Annotated in this window: 17 protein-coding genes and 1 tRNA gene; 8 read left to right on the forward strand and 10 right to left on the reverse strand. The window is 68.5% G+C overall.

What is annotated here, in order from left to right; all coding sequences use genetic code 11:
- Positions 1 to 137 precede the first annotated feature (137 nt).
- Positions 138 to 1,511, reverse strand: a complete 1,374-nt coding sequence (gene ffh, locus ACYX7E_RS12810) for a signal recognition particle protein (RefSeq protein WP_462080971.1) — start codon at positions 1,509 to 1,511, stop codon at positions 138 to 140.
- A gap of 320 nt (positions 1,512 to 1,831) precedes the next feature.
- Here ffh and ACYX7E_RS12815 point away from each other — a divergent pair, with 320 nt between their 5' ends.
- Positions 1,832 to 2,620: a cytochrome C assembly family protein gene (locus tag ACYX7E_RS12815; protein WP_462080972.1), complete on the forward strand. Its 789-nt coding sequence runs from the start codon at positions 1,832 to 1,834 to the stop codon at positions 2,618 to 2,620.
- Between the two features lie 310 nt (positions 2,621 to 2,930).
- On the opposite strand, the gene ACYX7E_RS12820 is transcribed toward ACYX7E_RS12815, so the two are convergent.
- Positions 2,931 to 4,109 (reverse strand): benzoate/H(+) symporter BenE family transporter, encoded by a 1,179-nt coding sequence (locus ACYX7E_RS12820; protein ID WP_462080973.1) that lies wholly within the window; start codon positions 4,107 to 4,109, stop codon positions 2,931 to 2,933.
- A 237-nt stretch (positions 4,110 to 4,346) separates the two neighbouring features.
- Between ACYX7E_RS12820 and ACYX7E_RS12825 the strand changes: the two genes are divergently transcribed.
- Genes ACYX7E_RS12825 through ACYX7E_RS12840 form a run of 4 tightly spaced genes read left to right on the forward strand, consistent with a single transcriptional unit; the run spans position 4,347 to position 9,135 of the window.
- Positions 4,347 to 4,805, forward strand: coding sequence for a MarR family winged helix-turn-helix transcriptional regulator (locus ACYX7E_RS12825; protein WP_462080974.1), 459 nt, complete (start codon positions 4,347 to 4,349; stop codon positions 4,803 to 4,805).
- Positions 4,802 to 6,328, forward strand: a complete 1,527-nt coding sequence (locus ACYX7E_RS12830; RefSeq protein WP_462080975.1) for an efflux transporter outer membrane subunit — start codon at positions 4,802 to 4,804, stop codon at positions 6,326 to 6,328. The genes ACYX7E_RS12825 and ACYX7E_RS12830 overlap by 4 nt, the downstream gene beginning before the upstream one ends.
- Complete coding sequence (locus ACYX7E_RS12835; RefSeq protein WP_462080976.1) at positions 6,325 to 7,545, forward strand: HlyD family secretion protein; 1,221 nt, start codon at positions 6,325 to 6,327, stop codon at positions 7,543 to 7,545. The genes ACYX7E_RS12830 and ACYX7E_RS12835 overlap by 4 nt, the downstream gene beginning before the upstream one ends.
- Positions 7,546 to 7,554: 9 nt before the next feature.
- Positions 7,555 to 9,135 (forward strand): DHA2 family efflux MFS transporter permease subunit, encoded by a 1,581-nt coding sequence (locus ACYX7E_RS12840; protein ID WP_462080977.1) that lies wholly within the window; start codon positions 7,555 to 7,557, stop codon positions 9,133 to 9,135.
- Between the two features lie 108 nt (positions 9,136 to 9,243).
- On the opposite strand, the gene ACYX7E_RS12845 is transcribed toward ACYX7E_RS12840, so the two are convergent.
- Both ACYX7E_RS12845 and radA read right to left on the reverse strand, forming a co-directional pair.
- Entirely contained in the window at positions 9,244 to 9,813 is a 570-nt protein-coding gene (locus ACYX7E_RS12845; protein WP_462080978.1) for a hypothetical protein, read from the reverse strand.
- Between the two features lie 30 nt (positions 9,814 to 9,843).
- Positions 9,844 to 11,220, reverse strand: a complete 1,377-nt coding sequence (gene radA, locus ACYX7E_RS12850) for a DNA repair protein RadA (protein ID WP_462080979.1) — start codon at positions 11,218 to 11,220, stop codon at positions 9,844 to 9,846.
- Positions 11,221 to 11,488: 268 nt separating this feature from the next.
- On the opposite strand from radA, the gene ACYX7E_RS12855 reads away from it, so the two are divergent.
- Both ACYX7E_RS12855 and ACYX7E_RS12860 read left to right on the forward strand, forming a co-directional pair.
- Positions 11,489 to 13,174 carry a GMC oxidoreductase gene (locus ACYX7E_RS12855; protein ID WP_462080980.1) on the forward strand — a complete coding sequence of 562 codons (1,686 nt, stop codon included), beginning with the start codon at positions 11,489 to 11,491 and terminating at the stop codon, positions 13,172 to 13,174.
- A gap of 198 nt (positions 13,175 to 13,372) precedes the next feature.
- Positions 13,373 to 14,050 (forward strand): ion channel, encoded by a 678-nt coding sequence (locus tag ACYX7E_RS12860; RefSeq protein ID WP_462081024.1) that lies wholly within the window; start codon positions 13,373 to 13,375, stop codon positions 14,048 to 14,050.
- Positions 14,051 to 14,063: 13 nt separating this feature from the next.
- Here the strand turns inward: ACYX7E_RS12860 and ACYX7E_RS12865 are convergent, their stop codons facing one another.
- Entirely contained in the window at positions 14,064 to 15,044 is a 981-nt protein-coding gene (locus ACYX7E_RS12865) for a GGDEF domain-containing protein (protein ID WP_462080981.1), read from the reverse strand.
- A 209-nt stretch (positions 15,045 to 15,253) separates the two neighbouring features.
- Here ACYX7E_RS12865 and ACYX7E_RS12870 point away from each other — a divergent pair, with 209 nt between their 5' ends.
- Entirely contained in the window at positions 15,254 to 17,014 is a 1,761-nt protein-coding gene (locus ACYX7E_RS12870) for a putative bifunctional diguanylate cyclase/phosphodiesterase (protein WP_462080982.1), read from the forward strand.
- Between the two features lie 243 nt (positions 17,015 to 17,257).
- Here the strand turns inward: ACYX7E_RS12870 and ACYX7E_RS12875 are convergent.
- The 5 genes from ACYX7E_RS12875 to ACYX7E_RS12895 form a co-directional block, all read right to left on the reverse strand.
- A tRNA-Thr gene (locus tag ACYX7E_RS12875) sits at positions 17,258 to 17,333 on the reverse strand.
- A 64-nt stretch (positions 17,334 to 17,397) separates the two neighbouring features.
- Entirely contained in the window at positions 17,398 to 18,348 is a 951-nt protein-coding gene (ispH, locus tag ACYX7E_RS12880) for a 4-hydroxy-3-methylbut-2-enyl diphosphate reductase (RefSeq protein WP_462080983.1), read from the reverse strand.
- A gap of 271 nt (positions 18,349 to 18,619) precedes the next feature.
- Positions 18,620 to 19,129, reverse strand: coding sequence for a signal peptidase II (gene lspA / locus ACYX7E_RS12885; protein ID WP_462080984.1), 510 nt, complete (start codon positions 19,127 to 19,129; stop codon positions 18,620 to 18,622).
- A complete protein-coding gene (ileS, locus tag ACYX7E_RS12890) occupies positions 19,129 to 21,924 on the reverse strand; it encodes an isoleucine--tRNA ligase (RefSeq protein WP_462081025.1) in 2,796 nt (931 codons plus the stop codon). Before ileS ends, lspA begins: the two co-directional genes overlap by 1 nt.
- Before the next feature lie 56 nt (positions 21,925 to 21,980).
- Positions 21,981 to 22,931 (reverse strand): bifunctional riboflavin kinase/FAD synthetase, encoded by a 951-nt coding sequence (locus ACYX7E_RS12895; protein ID WP_462080985.1) that lies wholly within the window; start codon positions 22,929 to 22,931, stop codon positions 21,981 to 21,983.
- Position 22,932: the final 1 nt, after the last annotated feature.

A 22,932-nucleotide genomic window follows, 5' to 3' on the forward strand; every position in this document is an offset into this window, starting at 1 on the left:
CAGACCATCACCGACCGGATCACCCGATCACACCATCGCGCGTCGAACCATCGCCGATCAAATCGGCGCCCCTCAAACCATCGCGGACCGCACCCTCACCGACCTGCCTGGCTCAACCTGGCCTACCGACTCCGGACTCAGCGGAACGGCATGCCGCCGCCGCGCCCGCCCATCATGCCCTGCAGGCCGCGCATCATGCCCTTCATGCCGCCACGGGCCATCTTGCCCATCATCTTTTCCATCTGCATGTACTGCTTCATCAGCTTGTTGACATCGGCCGGCGTGGTGCCGGAGCCCGACGCGATGCGCGCGCGGCGCGAGCCGTTCAGCAGCGCCGGGTTGCGGCGCTCCTTCTTGGTCATCGAGCCGATGATCGCGATCATCCGCGGCACTTCCTTGTTGCCGGCGACCTGCTGCTTCAGGTGCTCGGGCACCTGGCCCAGGCCCGGCAACTTGTCCATCAGGCTGCCGATGCCGCCCATGTTCTGCATCTGCTCGAGCTGGTCGCGCATGTCGTTGAGGTCGAACTTCTTGCCCTTGGCGACCTTCTCGGCAAGCTTGTGCGCCTTGTCCTTGTCGACCTGCTGCTCGACCTGCTCGACCAGTGACAGCACGTCGCCCATGTCGAGGATGCGGCTGGCGATGCGATCGGGGTGGAACACGTCCAGGCCGTCGGTCTTCTCGCCGGTGCCGATGAACTTGATCGGCTTGCCGGTGATGTAGCGCACGCTCAGCGCGGCGCCGCCACGGGCATCGCCGTCGGTCTTGGTCAGCACCACGCCGGTCAAAGGCAGCGCTTCGGAGAACGCCTTGGCGGTGTTGGCCGCGTCCTGGCCGGTCATCGCATCGACGACGAACAGCGTTTCCACCGGGGTCACGGCCGCATGCAGGGCCTTGATCTCGGCCATCATCGCTTCGTCGATCGCCAAGCGGCCGGCGGTATCGACGATCAGCACGTCGGCGAACGAGCGGCGCGCATCGGCGATCGCAGCACGCACGATGTCCACCGGCTGCTGCGAGGCGTCGGACGCGAAGAACAGCACGTCCACCTGCTGCGCCAGCGTCTTCAACTGCTCGATCGCGGCCGGACGATAGACGTCGGCGCTGACCACCATGACCTTCTTCTTGCGCTTTTCCTTCAGGTGCTTGGCAAGCTTGCCGACCGTGGTGGTCTTGCCCGCGCCCTGCAGGCCGGCCATCAGGATCACCGCTGGCGCCGGCACATTGAGGTTCAGCTCGCTGCTGGCCGCGCCCATCACCATCGTCAGCTCGTCGCGGACGACCTTGATCAGCGCCTGGCCGGGGGTCAGCGACTTCAGCACTTCCTGGCCGACCGCGCGCACCTTGATGCGCTCGATCAGGGCCTGCACGACCGGCAGCGCGACGTCGGCTTCGAGCAGCGCGATGCGTACCTCGCGGGTGGCTTCGCGGATGTTCTCCTCGGTCAGGCGGCCACGGCCGCGCAGGCGCTCGATGGTGCCGGACAGGCGCTGGGTCAGGGATTCGAACATGGGTGTCGTACGGTCGCGGAACGGGCGCAAAGTATAGCCCGCGCGCCGCGCCGCCCTTGCCGGCCATGCACTGTCGGTCCCCAACTGCTGCTCCTGGACTGCCCGCACTGACGCGCTTCTGGAGGCGTGGGCGCTGCCGCCGCGTCCTCGTGCTGCTCCTCCATCCAGCGCGGCAGGGACCGCGTGGCGGCAGCAACCGCGCCGCTGCACCGAGATGTCCCGACACGCCCCGATGCGCACAGCGCGCGGCCCCGGCGGAGACGTGCCGCGGACACCCCCGTAGACTCCTCGCCACCGCGCGCTTGTGCGACACTGCTTCGATGACAATGGTTCTCATCGCGATCCTGCTGTACCTGGCCGCCGCCTGGATGGTCATGCGCCGCATCGCGCGCGATCGCGACGCCAAGGCCGGCTTCTGGCTGCTGACCGCGATCAGCGCGGTGGCCCTGCACCTGCTGCACCACATCCTGGTCTGGCGCCATGCCGGCGGTCCGGACCTCCATTTCTTTTCCGCGTTGTCGCTGGTGGGCCTGGGCATGGCCGCGCTGACGACGCTGTACGCCGCCTCGGGGCGGATGGGCGCGCTGGGCGCGGTGGTCTTCCCGGTCGCCGCCATCACCCTGCTCAGCCATGCCAGCGTCGGCAGCAGCGGTCGCCATGAACTGGGCTGGCAACTTGAGCTGCACGCCTGGCTCGCACTGCTGGCCTATGCGACGCTGGCGATCGCCGCCCTACTGGCGATCATGCTGTCGGCGCAGGAGCGCGCGTTGCGGCTGCGCGAGTTCCACGGCTGGCTGCGCGTGCTGCCGCCGATGACCGAACTGGAAACGCTGATGTTCCGCACGATCACCGTCGGCTTCGTGCTGCTGACGGCCACCCTGCTGACCGGCGCGGTGTTCGTGGAGGACTTCTTCGCCCAGCACCTGGTGCACAAGACCGTGCTCAGCATCCTGTCGTGGCTGGCGTTCGGCGCCCTGCTGCTGGGCCGCTGGCGCTACGGCTGGCGCGGCACCGTCGCGGTGCGCTGGACGCTGGCGGCGATGGCTCTGCTGGTGCTGGCGTTCTTCGGCAGCAAGTTCGTGCTCGAACTGGTGCTCGGCCGCGCCTGAATCACTTCACCCGGGACGCTCGCCCGTGCAGAGCCATACGTCGAGTGCCTGCCGACGCCGCAATCCTGACGCTTGCGGCAGTGGCGGGTCGGGCGGAGGCTGCGTCGAGCACGCCATGGATGGCGTGCGCCCGAGTCAGGGCAGGATGCCCTAATCGAGGGAAGAGCAGCCGCAACCCGACACGCTGCTGCAATCCCGGGTTCAATGAATCTGCTTCTCTGCTTTTGAGCTCTGTTTTCTCGGGGTTGAGGACAACGGCTTGGTGTCGTCGGCTTCGGAAGCCGCATCGCCCCGTGTCAGATGCACCACTTCACGCACGCCGCGCGACCAGCAGCGTCGCGATGCCGGCGACCAGGCCCCAGAACGCCGAGCCGATGCCGAACAGGCTCAGTCCAGACGCCGTGACCAGGAAGGTCACCAAGGCGGCCTCGCGGTCGTGCTCGTCGCGCATCGCCGCCGCCAGGCTGTTGCCGATCGTACCCAGCAGCGCGATGCCGGCGATCGCCATCACCAGTTCCTTCGGGAAGGCCGCGAACAACGACGCCACCGTCGCGCCGAAGACGCCGACCAGCACGTAGAACACGCCGGCCGCGATTGCCGCGACATAGCGCCGGTCACTGTCCTCGTGCGCCTCGCGGCCCATGCAGATCGCCGCGGTAATCGCCGCCAGGTTCAGGGCGAACGCACCGAACGGCGCCAGCACCGCGTTGACCGCACTGGTCCAGCCGATGACCGGCGAGATCGGTAGCGGATAACCGGCCGCGCGGATCACCGCGACGCCGGGCACGTTCTGCGAGGCCATCGTCACCACGAACAAGGGCAGCGCGATGCCGAACACCGCCGCCAGCGACAGCGACGGCGTCACCCAGACCGGCCGGGCCAGCGCCAGCTCGACCGTGCCCCAGCCCATCAGGCCGCTCGCGGCGGCGATCGCGACGCCGACCAGCAAGGTCGCGATGACCGCGTAGCGCGGCAGCAGCCGGCGCGTCAGCAGGTAGACCACGAACATCGCCAGCGCCATGCCGAGCTGGCTCTGCATCGCGACGAAGACGTCGAGGCCGAAGCGCAACAGCACGCCGGCCAGCATCGCCGAGGCCAGCGACACCGGGATGCGGCTGATGATGCGTTCGAACCAGCCCGAGAACCCGGCCACCATCATCAGCAGCGCCGACAGCACGAAGGCTCCGATCGCCTCGCGCAGGGGCAGGCCCGAGCCCGACGCGATCAGCATCGCCGCGCCAGGTGTCGACCACGCGGTCACCACCGGCATCCGGTAGCGCAGCGACAGGCCGATGCAGGTCACGCCCATGCCGAGGCCGAGCGCCCACATCCACGAGGCGATCTGCGCCGGCGACGCGCCCATCGTCTGCGCGGCCTGGAACACGATCACCGCCGAGCTGGCGAAGCCGACCAGCACGGTGACGAAGCCGGCGGCCACGGCCGACAGCGAGGCATCGCGCAACAGGCTGCGCGGAAGGGTTGGGTTCATGGCGGGCACGCTGGCGGCGGGCCCGCATTGTCGCCGCGCGGGCGATCCGCCGGAAGGCCGGATGCCCTGGCCGTGGATGACCCACCGGCCAACACCGCCGTTCCGCGACCGCACCCGCCCCTGCCCATGCCCAGCGCCGCCAGCGACCTGTCCACGGCGCCGAACGCCCGCAGCATTCCATTGCCGGAACAATAGTTGCCTTGACAACTATTGCATGGGCGAGCAATATGCCACGCCATGCAGACCCCCTCCTCCCCGAGCAACAACAGCGCCTCGTCGCTGGCGCTGCTGTTCCGCCAGGTCCGCGACAACATGTGGTCGCGGATGGCGCACGAACTGGCGCTGGCCGGCCATGAGCTGACCTTCAGCCAGTACATCACCCTGAAGCGGCTGGCCACCGGCACGGCCGGCGCCACCGACCTGGCGCGCACCGCCGAGCTCAATCCCGGCGCGATGACCCGCCTGGTCGACAAGCTGGTCGCGCGCGGGCTGGTGACGCGGGTCGTCGATCCCGAGGATCGGCGCGCGCTGCATATCGACCTGACCGACCACGGACGCACGATCTGGAGCGAGATCGACCAGTGTGGCCGCCGCGTACGCGAGCGCGCACTGGCCGGCATGTCCGATACCGAACAGCAACAGCTGACGCGCCTGCTCGAGCAGGTGCGCGACAACCTTTCCTTTCCGGGCGAATGACCATGTCCCGTCTCTTTCCAAGCGTCCCCTCGCGGGCGCCGGCCGTTGCATTGCTGAGCGCCGCGCTCGCTCTGGCCGGCTGCGCCAGCACCCACGGGCTGTCGCCGCAGGTCGCCGCCATCGACGCCGATGGCCTCGCCAGCACGCGCAGCCTGCAGGTTGCCGATCCACACGCGGGTGATCCGCACGCAGGTGACACGCTCAGCCAGGCCGCGTTTCCCGACCCGCGGTGGTGGACCGCGCTGGGCGATCCGCAACTCGACGCGTTGATCCACGAAGCCCTGCAGGACAGCCCCTCGCTGGCCGCCGCCGATGCCCGCCTGCGCAAGGCGCAGGCCCAGGCCGGACTTGCCGATGCGGCACGCCAGCCGACCCTGGGCGGCAGTGCGCAATACACCGGCGTGCAGTTGCCGGAAACGATCGCGCCGGCGCCGCTCGGCGGCGAGCTCAAGGCCAGCGCGGTACTGATGCTTGATTTCAAATGGGCACCCGACCTGTGGGGTGGCAAGCGCGCGCAGTACGAAGCCACCGTCGGCCAGGCGCGTGCCGCTGACATCGATGCGCAGGCCGCGCGGCTGACGCTGGCCTCGAACGTCGCCCGCAGTTACGTCGGTCTGGCACAGGCGCATGAGGCGCTGGCCGTCGCCGAACGCGAACAGGCGCGCGCGACGCGACTGTCGACGCTGAGCCGGCAACGCGTCGACGCCGGGCTCGACAACCAGCTGCAACTGCGACAGGCCGAAAGCACGATCGCGATCGCGCGCCAGCAGGCGCAATCCGCGCAGCAGCAGATCGACGCGCTGCGCAATGCCCTGGCCGCGTTGCTGGGCAAGGGCCCGGACCGTGGCCTCGACATCGCCGCACCGCAGCTGCTGCACGCGCCCTCGCCGTCCGTGCCCGCCGTGCTGCCCAGCGAACTGCTGGGACACCGCGCCGATGTCGTCGCCGCACGCTGGCGCGTCGAAGCCGCCAGCCGCGGCATCGATGCGGCCAAGGCCGCGTTCAAGCCCAGCGTCAACCTCAATGCGATCGTCGGCCTGGCCTCCGGCGGCCTGTCGGACCTGTTCGGCAGCGATGCGCTGCTGGGCTTCGGCGGCCCTGCGCTGAGCCTGCCGATCTTCGACGGCGGACGCCTGCGTCAATCGCTGGCCGGCAGCAACGCCGACTACGATCTTGCGGTCGCCGCCTACAACCAGAGCCTGGTCTCCGCGCTGCACGAGGTCACTGACGCGGTGCAGGCCGCGCGTTCGCTGGATGCGCAGATCGCCACCGTCGACGAGGCGCTGACCGCCGCCAACGCGGCGCTGTCGCTGGCCGACACGCGTTATCGCGCAGGACTGGGCACGCAGCTCGACGTGCTGTCGGCGCAGCGCCCGCTGTTCCAGCTCGAACAACAACAGGCAGGCCTGCGTGCGCAGCGCCTACTGGCGACGGTCGACCTCGACCGCGCGCTCGGCGGCGGGCTTGTACTGCCTGCCCCACCCTCTTCCCCATCCGACACCTTCGGGGCCGTATCGCCATGACCGCCAGCACTTCCTCCCCCACCGCCACCGGCGCCGACACCAACGTGGACGGCACAAATGCGCCCGCCCCCAACGGCAAGCGCCGCCGCGCGCTGCTGATCCTCGCGCTGGTCGCGCTCCTGATCGGCGCCGCCTGGCTGGCGTGGTACCTGCTGGTCGGGCGCTGGCACCAGGACACCGACGACGCCTACGTGCAGGGCAACGTCGTCAGCATCGTGCCGCAGGTCGCGGGCACGGTGATCAGCATCGACGCCGACGAAGGCATGAAGGTCGAAGCCGGACAGGCGCTGGTGCACCTGGATCCCAACGACGCGCAGGTCGCCTACGACCAGGCCGTCGCCAACCTCGCCGGCACCGTGCGCCAGGTCCGCGGCCTGTACAGCAGTGTCGATGCCGGACAGGCCGACCTCGCCGCCCGCCAGGTCGCGGTCTCGCAGGCGCGTGCCGACGTCAAGCGTCGCGAAGGCCTGGTCGCCAGCGGTGCGGTCTCGCGCGAGGAACTGGCGCATGCGCGCGACATGCTCGCCGCCGCCGAAGCCGCGCTGTCGGGCTCGCGCGGCACGCTGTCGCGCAGCCGCGCGCTGGTCGATGCGACCACGCTGGCCAGGCAGCCCCAGGTCGAAGCGGCGGCATCGCAATTGCGCCAGGCCTATCTGAACCGCCAGCGCGCAGCGATCGTCGCGCCGGTCTCGGGCCATATCGCCAAGCGACAGGTGCAGTTGGGCGAGCGCGTGCAGCCGGGCAATACGCTGATGACGATCGTGCCGCTGGAGCAGGTCTGGGTCGAAGCCAACTTCAAGGAAACCCAGCTGACCAGGATGCACATCGGCCAGCCGGTCAAGGTCCGCGCCGACCTCTATGGCGACGACGTCGTCTATGAAGGGCGCATCGCCAGCCTCGGCCTCGGCACCGGCAGCGCGTTCTCGCTGCTGCCGGCGCAGAACGCCAGCGGCAACTGGATCAAGATCGTGCAGCGCGTGCCGGTGCGCATCGATATCGACGACGCCCAGCTGGCCAAGCATCCACTGCGGCTGGGACTGAGCATGTCGGTCGACGTCGAAATCCGCGACCAGAGCGGACCGGTGCTTGCGGCCAGCGTGGCGCGCGGCGACAAGCCCCTGTTCGCGACCCAGGCCTATACCGACCAGCTCGCCGACGCCAATGCGCTGATCGCCGGCATCATCGAACAGAACCTGCCTGCCAACGCGCAGCGCTGAGCCACGACCATGTCCACGACCACCCAGGACGCGTTGCCGGCGGAGCCCGCTCCGGCCGCGGCGCCCACGGCGTTCCGGCCCCCGAACCTCGCGTTGACGACGATCGGCCTGGCGCTGGCGTCGTTCATGCAGGTGCTCGACATCACCATCGCCAATGTGTCGCTGCCGACCATCGCCGGCAACCTTGGCGCCAGCGCCAACCAGGCGACCTGGGTCATCACCTCGTTCGCGGTCAGCAACGCCATCGCCTTGCCGCTGACCGGCTTCATGACGCGCCGCTTCGGCGAGCGCAAGCTGTTCGTCTGGGCGACCACCGCCTTCGTGCTCGCCTCGCTGCTGTGCGGCATCGCCAACAGCATGGGCTTCCTGGTGCTGGCGCGTGCGCTGCAGGGGTTCGTCGCCGGTCCGATGTACCCGGTCACGCAGGCCCTGCTGATCTCGATCTATCCCCCGGCCAAACGCGGGCAGGCGATCGCGCTGCTGGCGATGGTCACCGTGGTCGCGCCGATCTGCGGACCGATCCTCGGCGGCTGGATCACCGACAACTACAGCTGGGAATGGATTTTCTTCATCAACGTGCCGATCGGCATCTTCGCCGCGCTGGTCGTCGGCAGCCAGCTGCGCGGCCGGCCGGAGAAACTCGAACGGCCCAAGATGGACTACATCGGCCTGGCCACGCTGATCATCGGCGTCGGCGCGCTGCAGGTGCTGCTCGACCTCGGCAATGACGAGGACTGGTTCAACTCGACCAAGATCGTGGTGCTGGCGATCGTCGCGGTGCTCGGGCTCGCGGTGTTCCTGATCTGGGAACTCACCGAGAAGGATCCGATCGTCAACCTGCGGCTGTTCCGCCACCGCAATTTCGCGTCCGGCACCATCGCGATGGTGATGGCGTATTCGGCGTTCTTCAGCGTCGGCCTGCTGGTCCCGCTGTGGTTGCAACGCAACCTCGGCTACACGCCGATCTGGGCCGGCTTCGCGACCGCGCCGATCGGCATCCTGCCGGTGCTGTTGACGCCGCTGGTCGGGCTGTACGCGGCGCGCTTCGACCTGCGCCTGATCGCCAGCTTCGCCTTCGTGGTCATGGCCTTCACCAGTTTCATCCGCTCCAGCTTCAACCTCGACGTCGACTTCAACCACGTCGCGATGGTGCAACTGTGGCAGGGCCTGGGCGTGGCGCTGTTCTTCATGCCGGTCCTGACGATCCTGCTGTCGGACCTGGAGCCGCACGAGATCGCTGCAGGCTCCGGCCTGGCGACGTTCGTGCGCACGCTGGGCGGCAGCTTCGCCGCATCATTGACGACCTGGGCCTGGAACCAGCGCAGCACGATCCATCATGCCCAGTTGACCGAGCACATCAGCGCGCACGACCCGGTGATCCAGCAGACCGTCGCCGCCCTGGGCCAGGGCGATCCACAACGCGGCGCGGTGGTGTTGAACCAGATGATCTCGCAGCAGGCGGTGCAGATCGGCTTCAACGAGATCTTCCACGTGCTCGGCATCCTGTTCCTGGTGGTCATCGTGTTCGTCTGGCTGGCCAAGCCGCCGTTCGCGGCCAAGGTCGGCGGCGCCGCGGCGGGCGGACACTGATCCGCCTTGCGGACAGAAGCCCGGCTTGCGGGCATGCGCCCTGCGCGCCGACATGAGCGCACTGACCTGAGGGCGCTGACGGGCACGTGACATGACCGCGCGTGACAGTCAGAGCAGCAGCAGGCCCAGTCCCGAGATCAGGCCCAGCGCGGTACCGCCGAGGACTTCCTCCCGGCTGTGCCGCGCCAGTCGCAGCCGCGACCATGCCAGCAGCGGCAACAGGGCCAACAGCACTACCGCCGCAGGCATCCACAACGACAGCAGCGCCACGCCCGCGAACGCCAGGCTAGCCATGTGCAACGACAGCTTGATCCAGCGATTGGCGACGCCAGCCACGCACAGCATCGCGACCGCGGCCAGCACGCCCTGCGAGGTCGCCGACGCCGTGCCGCCCATCCAGAACCAGTAGGCCCCGGCCAGCACCAGCGCCAGCAGATACAGCAGCGGGCGCTCCTGCCGCTGCGAGGCGTCCACCGTGCTCCAGCGCCCACTGCGATGCCGCTGCAGCACGAACGCCCAGACGATCGCGACGACCACGCCGATGCCCAGCATCGTGCGCGGCAGCGAGGCAGGGTCGAGCCGCGCGGCGGCGACCAGCGCCAGCGCCGTGAACACCACGAACGGATGCAGCACGATCGAGACGATGCGCGCGAACCGCGTCGCCGAAGGCGCAGGCATCACGCCGCCGGGCGCGCGCAGGCGGCAGCGTCAGACATGCTCCAGCGCCTCGGCCAGCCGCTCGACCGCGATCACCTCCATGCCCTTGAAGCTGCGCGTCTTCGGCGCGTTGGCCTTGGCCACGATCGCGCGCTTGAAGCCATGGGTCGCGGCCTCGTTGAGACGCTCCTCGCCATTGGGTACCGGGCGGATCTCGCCGGACAAGCCAACCTCGCCGAAGGCCACGGTCTTTTCCGGCAGAGGCTGGTCCCTGAGGGACGACAGGATCGACAGCAGCACCGGCAGGTCGGCCGCGGTTTCCTGCACGCGGATGCCGCCGACGACATTGACGAACACGTCCTGGTCGCCGGTCATGATGCCGCCATGGCGATGCAGTACCGCCAGCAACATCGCCAGCCGGTTCTGCTCCATGCCGACCGCGACCCGGCGCGGGTTGGACAAGGGCGAGGCATCCACCAGCGCCTGCACTTCGACCAGCAACGGCCGGGTGCCCTCGCGGGTCACCATCACGCAGCTGCCCGGCTGCGGCGTGCTGCCGCCCGACAGGAAGATCGCCGACGGGTTCGGGACTTCCTTGAGCCCCTTCTCGCCCATCGCGAACACGCCCAGTTCGTTGACCGCGCCAAAGCGGTTCTTGAACGCGCGCAGCACCCGGAACCGGCTGCCGCTGTCGCCTTCGAAATACAGCACCGCATCGACCATGTGCTCGAGCACGCGCGGACCGGCGATACCGCCTTCCTTGGTCACGTGGCCGACCAGGAACACCGCGGTGCCGGTCTCCTTGGCATAGCGCACCAGCCGCGCGGCCGATTCGCGGACCTGACTGACCGAGCCCGGCGCGGCGGTCAGCGATTCGGTCCACAGCGTCTGCACCGAGTCGGCGACGATGAGCTTGGGGCGCAACGCGATCGCATGCTCCAGGATGCCTTCGACGCCGGTCTCGGCCAGCGCGTTGACGCCATCCAGCGGCAGGTCCAGCCGCGCCGCGCGCCCGGCCACCTGCGCCAGCGATTCCTCGCCGGTGACATACAGGCCCGGCAGCGTCGCCGCCATCTTCGCGACCGCCTGCAGCAGCAGGGTCGATTTGCCGATGCCCGGGTCGCCACCGACCAGCACCACCGCGCCCTCGACCAGGCCGCCGCCGAGCACGCGGTCGAACTCGCCGATCCCGGTCGACACCCGGACATCCTCGCCCGAACGCACGTCCTTCAGCGCGGTGACCTTGGGCTTGTCGATCTTGCCGGCCCAGCCGCTACGGCGGGCGGCCGGCGACTTCGCGGCCGACGCCGACTCCAGCACGATCTCGCTCAGCGAGTCCCAGGTGCCGCAGGCCCCGCATTGCCCCTGCCATTTGTTGAAGTCCGCCCCGCACTGGCTGCACACATAGGCTGTCCGGGCCTTGGCCATGATCACGTCTTGCTTGAAAGAAGATGCACAGCCTACCGGACCGGCGTCGCAGCCCACGAGACATGCGGTGGTCTCGGCCTCCGCGTGCACGGCACCCTCATCGTGAACGTGCGCAGTTGCGCGCAGGTGGCCGCGCCGTCGGCCCGGGTCGCCTTGGCGGCCGCCGTCCCGGCAACGGCCAGCCGCTGTCGGCATGCGACGGCGCGAGCATGCGCCCCCCGCAGGACCCGACCGGAACGGCCACCGCTTCCCACAAGGAAACCCCGCAATGATCAACGACTTCCGCGACCGTGCCTGTCCGGACGTGCTGCATGCCGATGTCTGCATCGTCGGCGGTGGACCGGCCGGGATCTCGATCGCGATGGCCTTCGTCGGCACGCCCTACCAGGTCTGCCTGATCGAAAGCGGCGGCCTCGACAGCGAGCGCGACAGCCAGGCCCTGAACCAGGGCCAGTCGGTCGGGCCACAGGCGCTGGACCCGGCGATGAGCCGGCTGCGGACGTTCGGCGGCAGCACCCGCCTGTGGGGCGGCGGGCTGATCCCGCTGAGCGCGCACGACATGCTGGCGCGCTCTTGGATCCCCGACAGCGGCTGGCCGATCGACCGCGCGGCGCTGGACCCGTACTACCAGCGCGCGCATGGCATCTGCCGGGTCGCCGCCGACGACGGCATCGACGACGGCAGCTTCGCCTTGCCGCCGTCGCTGCAGGTCCCGCCACCGCATGCCACCCACGTCGACAACCGCACCGGCCGGCTGAGCCCGATCGATTTCGGCAGCACCTACCTGCCGTCGCTGCAGCGCGCTCACAACATCCAGGTACTGCTGCACGCCAACCTGATGGCGCTCGACACCACCGCCAACGCTGCCGCGGTCCGCCAGGCCAGCATCGGCAGCCTCGATGGCCGCCGCGGATCGGTGCATGCGCGCTACTACGTGCTGGCGTCCGGCGGCATCGAGAATGCACGCCTGCTGCTGTTGTCCAACCGCACCGCCACGCAGGGACTGGGCAATGACCACGACGTCGTCGGCCGCTATTTCATGGACCATCCGCGCAGCCGGCTCGGCGAGGTCCGGGGCGGCGGGTTCGACCGCTTCGCGCATCGCTACAGCACACCACGCGACCAGGCCCCATCGCCGGCCTATGTCCACCTCGGGCTGACCGACCAGGCGCAGCAGGCGCTCGGACTGCTCAATGCGCGCGCACGGCCGTTTGCGGTCGAGCAGCCGACACCGCCGGGCCTGCAGTCGCTGCGCGACCTGCGCGCGTCGTTCCGTGGCGAGACCGCAGCCCCAAACCCGGGCGACGAAGTCGAGCACGAGGTCCTGGACGCCCTGGCGCAGGGACTGCCCAACCAGACCCCGCGCACGCGCGGACACCGCCCCAGCCGCGCACGCATCGCCCTGCGCCTGGGCCGCCATTTCGGCGACGTGGTCGCGGCCGGGCGACGCAAGCTCGCGCATGCGCCCGCGGTCGCCACCGATCGCGTCGATATCGTCGGCTACTTCGAGCAGTCGCCCAACCGCGACAGCCGGATCGCGCTCGGAGACAGCATCGACGCGCTGGGGCAACGCCAGGTCAGCATCGACTGGCGGCTGACCGACTTCGACATCGACAGCTATCGCAAGGCGGCCGAGGTGATCGGCCAGGACATCACCGCCGGCTATGACTGCCAGTTCCAGCCCGAGCGCTGGATCCACGATGCCGCGGCGCCCACCGAGTTCCACGGCACCGCGCACCACATGGGCACGACGCGGATGTCGGACAACCCGCAGACCGGCGTCGTCGATGCCGACTGCAAGGTACATGGCGTCGACAACCTCTACATCGCGGGCAGTTCGGTGTTCCCGACCGGAAGCTGGGCCTTCCCGACCTTCACGATCGTCGCGCTGGGCCTGCGCGTGGCCGACACCCTGCGCGCGCGCCTGGGCGACCTGTCGATCTTCATGGTCTGATCGCCAACGATCCTGATGCCTTGAGTCGACGGGTCGCGTACCCCGCCCGGGCGCACAGCCGGCGCGCCCCGGCATACGGACACCTGCCCGCCGCACCTTCGTGCATCGTGATGCCGGCGCTGCGCAGGCCTGCGGCCGCATGCTCTACTAGGCACTCCCCACACACCCACCACCCCGCAGATGGAGTTGCAGATGTCGATGCCGTTGGCCTGGTTGCGCTGGCTGGTGACGATGCGTCGCCACCCGTCCGCATTCCTGCTGCTGGTGCAGTTGCTGGGCGTGCTGCTGTATCCGCTGATGGAAGACATGCCCGGCGGCCGCGCACTGTTCGGCGCCTTCGGCATCCTGGTGCTCGCGTTGTCGCTCTGGGTCGTCAACCGCAGCCCCTCGGTCAACTGGATCGCCTGGCTGCTGGCGCTGCCGGCCGTGGTGCTGTCGCTGGCCGCGGCCACGCTGGACCGGCCCGGCCTTGCGATCCCCGCGCACATGCTCGAAAGCGGGCTGTACTTCTACACCGCCGGCAGCCTGATCGCCTACATGCTGCAGGACCACAAGGTGACCCGCGACGAACTGTTCGCCGCCGGCGCCACCTTCACCCTGCTGGCCTGGGCGTTCGCGTTCGCGTTCTCGGTCTGCCAGCAGCTCTACCCCGGCAGCTTCACCGCGGCGATGAGCCCGGACTCGCCGCGCACCTGGATGGAGCTGCTGTTCATCAGCTTCAGCCTGCTGTCGGGCGTGGGCCTCAGCGACGTCATGCCGATCCTGCCGCAGGCACGCGCACTGGTGATGCTGGAGCAGTTTGCCGGCGTGATGTACATCGCCATCGTGGTCTCGCGGCTGATCGCACTGACCACGATGCGGCTGCCGCGCGCCTGAGGCAGGCCGTCGTTCAGCCCTCTGGCACCGCGTCGATGATCGACACGTTGCCGCCGCGGCCCTTGGCCCCGTACAGCGATACATCGGCACGCGAGAACCAGTCCTGCCAGTCCTTCTCGCCGCGCAGGATCGCGCCGCCAATCGACACCGTGACATTGCCGCCCGGCCCGAATGCACGCGTGGCCACGGCTTCGCGCACGCGGTCGGCGGCCGCATGCAGGGCGCGATCCGAGGTCAGCGGCAGCAGCATGACGAACTCCTCGCCGCCGAAGCGGTAGACGGTGTCGTGCTGGCGCAGCTCGGAGGTCAGGATCTCCGCCAGCGCCTTCAGCACGATGTCGCCGGCCGCATGCCCGTAGGTGTCGTTGACCGCCTTGAACTTGTCGATGTCGAGGATCAGCATCCCCCAGCGGCCGGGATCCTTGTCCGACACCACACGGCGCACGTCCGCCTCCAGCGCGCGCCGGTTCGACAGCCCGGTCAGGTCGTCGATGTTCGCCAGGTCCTGCAGCGCGCCACTGTGCTCCTGCACGCGCACCGAGAACAGCAGCGAGAAGAAGAACACCAGCAGCCAGGTCACCGTGGTGCTGACGCCCTGCACGTTGAAGTTCTGCTGCATGATCGTCACCGACGCCACCGAGATCAGCGCCAGGTTCGAATAGGTCGCGACCCGGACTGAGGCCAGGTAGAAATTGGCGATCAGGGCCAGATAGACCCAGCCCGTCGCCTGCTGCCCGATCAGGCTCACCGCGAAGGTGCAGAACACCGCGCTCATCACGCACATCGCGCTGCCGGCGAGCTCGGTCCTGCCCGGCTGCCAGGCCAGCCGCGTGATCAGCAGCAGCACCACCGAAATGGTCACGTCGAGCGCCGCCAGCCGTCCGTCGCCGCGAACGAAGCGCCAGGCCGAGAACCCCAGCAGGGCACCCGCCGTCATCACCCCGAGGAAGGTGATGATGGCCAGGCGATGTTCGTTCTTCAACCGGCTCCACATGGGCGAGGAATATCCGATCTCGTACCAACGACTGCAATCAAGCGCGGCAGCCAACCCTGGCGAATGTGACGGCTGTCTCGCATGACATGAGGTGACGACGGCAATCCGCTCTGTTCGTCTTCGAAAGCCCTGCAAATGCCGCCGCCGTCATTCCCCATCCACAGGCGGCGGGAGTAACGTGGCTCGCTCGCCGGCACCAAGGGTGAAGGATGGTCAGAAGCGTCGAACACGAAGCGGACAGGATCGCCCTGATCCGCAGTCTGGACCTGTTGGCGCTGGCCAACAATCCCGAGCTGGACCGGATCACCGGCCTGGCAGCGTTCGCGTTCGAGGTGCCTATCGCGATGATCTCGCTGGTCGACCAGTTCGAGCAGCACTTCATCTCCACCGTCGGCACCGACGTCACCAGCACCGGGCGCGAGGCCTCGGTCTGCGCGCATGCGATCGAGCAGGATGGTGTTTTCGAGGTCGAGGACCTGTCGCTCGATCCGCGCTTCAGCCACTACCCCATGGTCGCCGACAGCCACGGCATGCGCTTCTATGCCGGCGCCCCGTTGGTGCTGTCGTCGGGCTATGCCGTGGGCACGCTGTGCCTGATCGACCGCCGACCGCGCAGGCTCAGCGACGACGAACGCGAGAAACTGCTGTCGTTCGCCCACCTGACCGCCAGCCAGATCGCCCTGCTGCGTTCGATCGGCCGCCGCGACCCGGTCACCGGCCTGCCCAACCGCCAGCAGCTGACCTGGGACCTCAAGGAGCGCCGGCGCGTCGACCGCGAGGTCGACCTGTACTTCTGCATCGTCAACCTGCTCGACCCCGGCAGTGCCCACCGGCTCGGCCAGGCCGTCGGCATGACCCCGGTGGAATCGGTCATCCGGCAGTTGGGCTACCGCCTGGCCGACGAGTTGAACGGCATCAGCAAGCTCTACCACATCGACATGACCAGCTTTTCGTTCCTGGTCGAGAACACCTCGCGCGACGCGCTCGACCAGTTGCTGATCCGCCTGCGCAACGCGCTGGCCGAACCGGTCAGCACCAGCGTCCTCGCCCTGCAGGGGAGCTTCCATTGCGGCATCGTGCCGGTGCAGGCCAAGGACACCTCCGACGTGCTGCGCAAGGGCATCACCGCGATGCAGGCCGCGCAGGAATCCGAAGGCAGCTGGTGCTACTACGACGCTGCGCGCGATGCACGCATGCAGCGCCGCTACCGGCTGGCGGCCGAAGTGGAAGCCGGGCTGCAGCGCGACGAATTCCGCCTGGCCTACCAACCGCGCCTGTGCCTGCCGACCGGCAGGATCGCCTCCGCCGAAGCCCTGCTGCGCTGGACGCATCCCGAGCTCGGCGAGATCGGCCCGAACGAATTCATCCCAGTCATCGAAAGCACCCTGCTGATGCCGGTGGTCACGCAATGGGTCATGCGCCAGGTCATGACCCAGATGAAGGCCTGGGATCGCGACGGCATGAAGCTCGATGTCTCGGTCAACCTGGCCGCCGCCGACTTCAACAGCGGCGCACTGGTCGGCAGCCTGCAGGCGCTGCTGATCGAATTCGCACTCGACCCCGCGCGCATCGAACTGGAAGTCACCGAAAGCGAATGGCTGCGCGGAAAGTCCGGCGTCGTCGAACAGCTCGACGCCCTGCGCGCGCTCGGCTTCAGCATCGCCATCGACGACTTCGGCTCCGGCTACAGCAACTTCTCCTACCTCAACGAACTGCCGGTCACCACGATCAAGATCGACCGCTCGCTGGTCGTCGACATCGAGCACAGCGACCGCCGCGCCCGCCTCGTCCGCATGCTGGTGCTGCTGGCCAACGAACTGGGCTACCGCACCGTCGCCGAAGGCGTCGAAACCGAGGCACAGCTCGAACTGCTGAAGACCTGGGACTGTACCGAAGCGCAGGGCTACTTCATCGCACGACCGCAGCTACCGGCGGCGCTGGAGGAGATGCTGGAGGCGTGTCGGGTTTGATGTGCCGTTTGATGTCGGGATGGACCCGCGTGCGGGGAAGATTTTGGAACGCTCCCTGGCATGTCCTGCATCAGGACCGATGGACCTGATGTCGATCGCCTGCAAGAGGCTGCGAGATCCGCGGCTTGCTTCCACAGCGCACACTGCGGATCCACGGCGGTGAGGCACCTCCATCCCCAATGGTGGACATCGGCGCCCGAAAAACAAAAAGGCCGCCTTTTCGGGGCGGCCTTCTGCTGCATCTGGTGCCGGAAATAGGAATCGAACCTACGACCTACGCATTACGAATGCGCCGCTCTACCAACTGAGCTATTCCGGCGATGTCTGGATTGCCGGAGCCTGCGCAATCGAGCCGCAGATTCTAGATTCCGGCGGGCGGCGGGTCAATCGACAAGTTGCAGGCGCAGTTCCTTGGGCAGGGCGAAGACCATGCTCTCGGGCTCGCCATGCAGTTCGCGGACGCCGCTGGCGCCGAGTTCGCGCAGGCGCTCCAGCACGCCCTGGACCAGCACGTCCGGGGCCGAGGCGCCGGCGGTGACGCCGATGTGGCGACGGCCCTCGACCCAGCGCGGGTCGATCTCGATGGCGCCGTCGATCAGGTAGGCCTCGACGCCGTCGCGCTCGGCCAGCTCGCGCAGGCGGTTGGAGTTGGAGCTGTTCGGCGAACCCACGACCAGCACCAGGTCGCACTGCTCGGCCAGCTCGCGCACGGCGTCCTGGCGGTTCTGGGTGGCATAGCAGATGTCGTCGTGGCGCGGCCCCTGGATCAACGGGAAACGCTCGCGCAGGGCCGCGATGATGCCGCGGGTATCGTCGACCGACAGCGTGGTCTGGGTCGTATAGGCCAGGTTATCGGGCTGGCCCGGCGCCAGGCTGGCGACCTGTTCGATGTCCTCGACCAGGTAGATCTGGCCGATGCCGGCCTCGGCCAGCCATTGCCCCATCGTCCCCTCGACTTCGGGATGCCCGGCATGGCCGATCAGCACGACGTCGCGGCCGGCCCGGCAATGCCGCGCGACCTCGAAATGCACCTTGGTCACCAGCGGACAGGTCGCGTCGAAGACTTTGAGCCCGCGCGAGGCGGCCTCGTCGCGGACGGCCTTGGCGACGCCGTGGGCGCTGAAGATCACCGTGGCGCCGTCGGGCACCTCATCGAGTTCCTCGACGAACACCGCGCCGCGGTGCTTGAGATCCTCGACGACGAAGCGGTTGTGGACGACCTCGTGGCGCACGTAGATCGGCGCCCCCAGCAGTTCGAGTGCGCGCTTGACGATCTCGATCGCACGGTCGACGCCGGCGCAGAAACCACGGGGATTGGCGAGAACGATATCCATAGGTCCGCAAGTTTACCGGAGCCGGCCGCAACGCAGCGGCAACGGCCGCGACAGAGCGTCTGCTGGATGGCACAAGGCCGTACCGGTGGCGCACGGGAGCGGAGATGGCGCGGTGGGGCGATCCGAGGGGAGCCATCGGAGGGGAGCCAGTCGCGCGGGGCCCATCTGAACAGGGATCGGGTGCGACCCTGCGACCGCCAGACCGGCGCCGGGGGGCATCACACCCCGGCACCCGGCAACGGCCCTGCCCTGCGATGCGGACCCGGGACGCTCAGCGCGCGGCGCTGTTGCCCGCGTCCTTGCCCTGGAACAAGCCGAACAGCACGATGCCGATGGCACCGCCGACGATCGCCGAGTCGGCCAGATTGAACGCCGGCCAGGACTTGCCCGGCCAGTAGTACCACTGGATGAAGTCGATGACGTGGCCGTGCAGCTGGCGGTCGATGATGTTGCCCAGCGCGCCGCCGATGACCAGCGCGAACGGGAGCGCGGTGCGCCAGTCGCCGCGCGGCGTCTTCGCCAGCCACCACGACAACAGGGCGCTGATGCCGATGCCGAGCACGGTGAAGAACCACTTCTGCCAACCGCCGGCGCCGGCCAGGAAGCTGAAGGCCGCGCCGGTGTTGTAGGTGCGGTACCAGTTCCAGAAGCCTTCGATGACCGGGATCGGGGTGTACTCGGGCAGGCTGGTCAGCACCCACCACTTGGTCAGCTGGTCGAGGGCGATGACGATGACCGACAGCACCAGCCAGACCAGTGCATTGGGACGCGGGTTGGCCATCAGAACCATCTCCTGTCTTCGCCGGGACCTTCGATGTTGCTGACGCAGCGGCCGCACAGTTCCGGATGCGCGGCGACGCTGCCGACGTCGTTGCGGTGGTGCCAGCAGCGCACGCACTTGGGCTTGGTGGTCGGCGTGGCGAGCACGCGCAGGTCGCTGGCGTCACCGGCGGCCACCATCGTGACGTCGCCACTGATCAGCAGGAAGCGCAGCTCGTCGATCAGCGGCGCAACCCGGACCTGGTCGGCGACGCCGACGCGCAGCTCGATCTCCGCCTCCAGCGCGGCGCCGATCTGGCCGCTGGCGCGCATCGGCTCGAGCACCTTGGCCACGTGCTCGCGCAGGGCCAGCAGGCGCTCGAAATCGTTGTCGGTCAGTGCGGCCTCGTCGCCCAGCGGCGACAACCCGGTGTACCAGGTCGCGAACAGCACGTTGGCCTCGCGCTCGCCGGATACCGGCGTCGGCAGGTAGGCCCACATCTCGTCGGCGGTGAAGCTCAGGATCGGCATGATCCAGCGCACGAAGGCTTCGCTGATGTGGTACATCGCGGTCTGCGCGCTGCGACGGCCGCGCGAATCCTCGCCCATCGTGTACAGGCGGTCCTTGGTGACGTCCAGGTATAGCGAGCCCAGGTCGACGCTGCAGAAGTTCAGCAGTGCCTGCACGATCTCGGCGAAATCGTAGCGGGCATAGGCCTCGCTGATGCGGACCTGCAACTGGTGGGCGCGACCGACGATCCAGCGGTCGAGCGCGACCATGTCGGCATCGGCGACCAGGTGCTGCGCCGGCACGAAGCCGTGCAGGTTGCCGAGCAGGAAGCGCGCGGTGTTGCGCAGGCGGCGGTAGGCATCCGCGTTGCGCTTGAGGATCTCCTGCGACAGCGACATCTCGTTGCTGTAGTCGGCCGAGGCGATCCACAGGCGCAGGATGTCGGCACCCAGCGTCTTCATGATGTCCTGGGGCTCGATGCCGTTGCCCAGTGACTTGGACATCTTGCGGCCATGCTCGTCGACGGTGAAGCCGTGTGTCAGGCACTGCTTGTACGGCGCGGCCTTGTCGATGGCGACGCCGGTCAGCAGCGAGGACTGGAACCAGCCGCGATGCTGGTCGGAGCCTTCCAGGTACAGGTCGGCGGGCTTGCCCAGCCCGCGCGCCAGCAGCACGCCCTCATGGGTCACGCCGGAGTCGAACCAGACATCGAGGATGTCGGTGATCCTGTCGTAGTCGCCGGCCTCGTCGCCCAGCAGTTCGGCGGGGTCCAGTGCGTACCACGCGTCCACCCCGCCCTGCTCGACGTATTCGGCGACCTTGCGCATCAGTTCGGTGCTGCGCGGATGCGGCTCGCCGGTCTCGCGATGCACGAACAGCGCGATCGGCACGCCCCAGGTGCGCTGGCGCGAGATCGTCCAGTCGGGACGTCCCTCGACCATGCCGGCGATGCGCGCCTTGCCCCATTCGGGATACCACTTGACGGTCTCGATCGCAGCCAGCGCATCGCGGCGCAGGCTGGCCTGCTCCATCGAGATGAACCATTGCGGCGTCGCCCGGAACGCGACCGGGGTTTTGTGCCGCCAGCAATGCGGATAGCTGTGCTCGAGCCTGGCGAACGCCAGCAGCGCGCCGCTGTCGCGCAGCACCTCGACGATGATGTCGTTGGCCTTCCAGATGTGCTGGCCCGCCAGCACGACGTCGCCGGCCGGCGGCGTCGATGGCAGGTAGACGCCGCGACCATCGACCGGATTGATCTGCGCGGCGGTGTACTGATCGACCAGTCCGTACTGCTTGCTGACCGCGTAGTCCTCCTGACCATGGCCGGGCGCGGTATGCACCGCACCGGTGCCGTCCTCGTCGGACACGTGGTCGCCCAGGATCACCGGGATGTCGCGGTTGTCGTAGAAGGGATGCGCCAGCACGATGTGCTCCAGCACCTCGCCCCTGGCACGGCCGAGGATCCTGACCTCGTCGACGCCATAGCGCGCGAGCGCCTTGGCCGCCAGCGCTTCGGCCAGCACCAGCCAGCGCGCGCGACCATCGCGCGCGGGGCCTTCGACCAGCACGTAGTCGATCTCCGCGCCCAGCGACACCGCCAGCGACGCCGGCAGGGTCCACGGGGTCGTCGTCCAGATCGGGATCGCGACGTCGACGTCCTCGCCGACTTCGACGCCGAACTTGCGCGTCACCGCCAGCGGACTGCGCGCCAGGTAGGCGACGTCGATGGCCGGCGACACCTTGTCGTGGTATTCGATCTCGGCCTCGGCCAGCGCCGAGCCGCAATCGAAGCACCAGTACACCGGCTTGACGCCGCGCGTCAGGTGGCCGTTGTCGATGACCTTGGCCAGTGCGCGGATCTCGTCGGCCTCGAAGCGGAAGTCCAGCGTCTTGTACGGGTTGTCCCAGTCGCCGATGACGCCCAGGCGCTTGAAATCCTTGCGCTGGATGTCGATCTGCGCCTGCGCGTATTCGCGACACTTCTGCCGGAACTCCACCGCATCGAGCTTGGTGCCGACCTTGCCGTACTTCTTCTCGATCGCGATCTCGATCGGCAGGCCATGGCAGTCCCAGCCTGGGATGTAGGGTGCATCGAAGCCATCGACGGTGCGCGAGCGCACGATGATGTCCTTCAGGATCTTGTTGACCGCGTGACCGAGGTGGATCGTGCCGTTCGCATAGGGCGGACCATCATGCAGCACGAACTGCGGGCGCCCCTTGGCATGGTCGCGCAACTGCGCGTAGAGACCGTCCTGCTCCCAGCGCTCCAGGATGCCCGGCTCGCGCTTGGGCAGGTCGCCGCGCATCGGGAACTCGGTCGACGGCAACAGGATCGTGGATTTGTAGCGGTTGGTGTCGGAACTCACGCGCAGGCCTGTATGGGTTGTTGCTGCAGGAGATGACGCGCACGCGCGGCATCGAGGTCCATCTGCGCGACCAGGGTCGACAGATCCGGGAATTTCTCTTCATCGCGCAACCGCGCGACGAATTCGACGCTGATCCGGCGGCCGTAGAGGTCGCCTTCGAAATCGAACAGGTGCGCTTCCAGCAGCGGCTCGACGCCACCGACGGTCGGCCGTGTGCCGAAGCTCGACACCGAGGCCAACGGCTGCGCCGCGATGCCATGCACGCGCGTGGCGTAGATGCCGCGCAGCGCCGGCACCTTGCCGCCGAAACGCAGGTTGGCGGTCGGGTAGCCCAGGGTGCGGCCGAGCTGCTGCCCGTGCACGACCCGTCCCGAGATTGCATAGGGCTGGCCGAGCAGGCGCGTCGCGGTGGCGAAGTCGCCATCGACCAGGGCCTTGCGGATGCGCGTACTCGACACGCGCTCGCCGTCGAGCAGTTGCGGCTCGATCTGGCCGGCCACGAAGCCATGCACAGCGCCGGCGGCCTGCAGCGTCGCCAGGTCGCCGCCACGGCGGTGGCCGAAACGGAACTCGGGGCCGACCCAGACTTCGCGGGCCGACAGCCGCTGCACCAGCACCGCGTCGATGAACGCCTGCGCGTCCATGGCCGCCATGCGCGCGTCGAAACGCAGCAGGCCGACGACATCGGCGCCCAGCCCGGCCAGCCCTTCGAACTTGGCGCGCGGCAACTGCAGGCGCGGCGGTGGCGCCGCGGTGGCGAAGAACTCGCGCGGTAGCGGCTCGAAGCTCAGCGCGACCGCTGCCACGCCGAGCGCGCGAGCGCGTGCCTGCGCGTGCCGCACCAGCGCTCGATGCCCCAGGTGCAGGCCGTCGAATGCGCCGATGCAGACCACACTGCCGTCGGGGCACAAAGGCCCGCCTTGGACGTCGCGGAAAAGCCTGCTCATA

The sequence above is a fragment of the Luteimonas sp. RIT-PG2_3 genome (genome assembly GCF_054902115.1).

Coding starts and splice junctions, on each gene's coding strand:
- ACYX7E_RS12895 (WP_462080985.1), bottom strand. CDS start 22,931: ATGAGCAGGCTTTTCCGCGACGTCCAAGGCGGGCCTTTGTGCCCCGAC.
- ACYX7E_RS12855 (WP_462080980.1), top strand. CDS start 11,489: ATGATCAACGACTTCCGCGACCGTGCCTGTCCGGACGTGCTGCATGCC.
- ACYX7E_RS12860 (WP_462081024.1), top strand. CDS start 13,373: ATGCCGTTGGCCTGGTTGCGCTGGCTGGTGACGATGCGTCGCCACCCG.
- ACYX7E_RS12815 (WP_462080972.1), top strand. CDS start 1,832: ATGACAATGGTTCTCATCGCGATCCTGCTGTACCTGGCCGCCGCCTGG.
- ACYX7E_RS12865 (WP_462080981.1), bottom strand. CDS start 15,044: ATGTGGAGCCGGTTGAAGAACGAACATCGCCTGGCCATCATCACCTTC.
- ispH (WP_462080983.1), bottom strand. CDS start 18,348: ATGGATATCGTTCTCGCCAATCCCCGTGGTTTCTGCGCCGGCGTCGAC.
- ACYX7E_RS12820 (WP_462080973.1), bottom strand. CDS start 4,109: ATGAACCCAACCCTTCCGCGCAGCCTGTTGCGCGATGCCTCGCTGTCG.
- ACYX7E_RS12870 (WP_462080982.1), top strand. CDS start 15,254: ATGGTCAGAAGCGTCGAACACGAAGCGGACAGGATCGCCCTGATCCGC.
- ACYX7E_RS12825 (WP_462080974.1), top strand. CDS start 4,347: ATGCAGACCCCCTCCTCCCCGAGCAACAACAGCGCCTCGTCGCTGGCG.
- radA (WP_462080979.1), bottom strand. CDS start 11,220: ATGGCCAAGGCCCGGACAGCCTATGTGTGCAGCCAGTGCGGGGCGGAC.
- ACYX7E_RS12845 (WP_462080978.1), bottom strand. CDS start 9,813: ATGCCTGCGCCTTCGGCGACGCGGTTCGCGCGCATCGTCTCGATCGTG.
- ACYX7E_RS12835 (WP_462080976.1), top strand. CDS start 6,325: ATGACCGCCAGCACTTCCTCCCCCACCGCCACCGGCGCCGACACCAAC.
- ileS (WP_462081025.1), bottom strand. CDS start 21,924: ATGCGCGGCGACCTGCCCAAGCGCGAGCCGGGCATCCTGGAGCGCTGG.
- ACYX7E_RS12830 (WP_462080975.1), top strand. CDS start 4,802: ATGACCATGTCCCGTCTCTTTCCAAGCGTCCCCTCGCGGGCGCCGGCC.
- ACYX7E_RS12840 (WP_462080977.1), top strand. CDS start 7,555: ATGTCCACGACCACCCAGGACGCGTTGCCGGCGGAGCCCGCTCCGGCC.
- lspA (WP_462080984.1), bottom strand. CDS start 19,129: ATGGCCAACCCGCGTCCCAATGCACTGGTCTGGCTGGTGCTGTCGGTC.
- ffh (WP_462080971.1), bottom strand. CDS start 1,511: ATGTTCGAATCCCTGACCCAGCGCCTGTCCGGCACCATCGAGCGCCTG.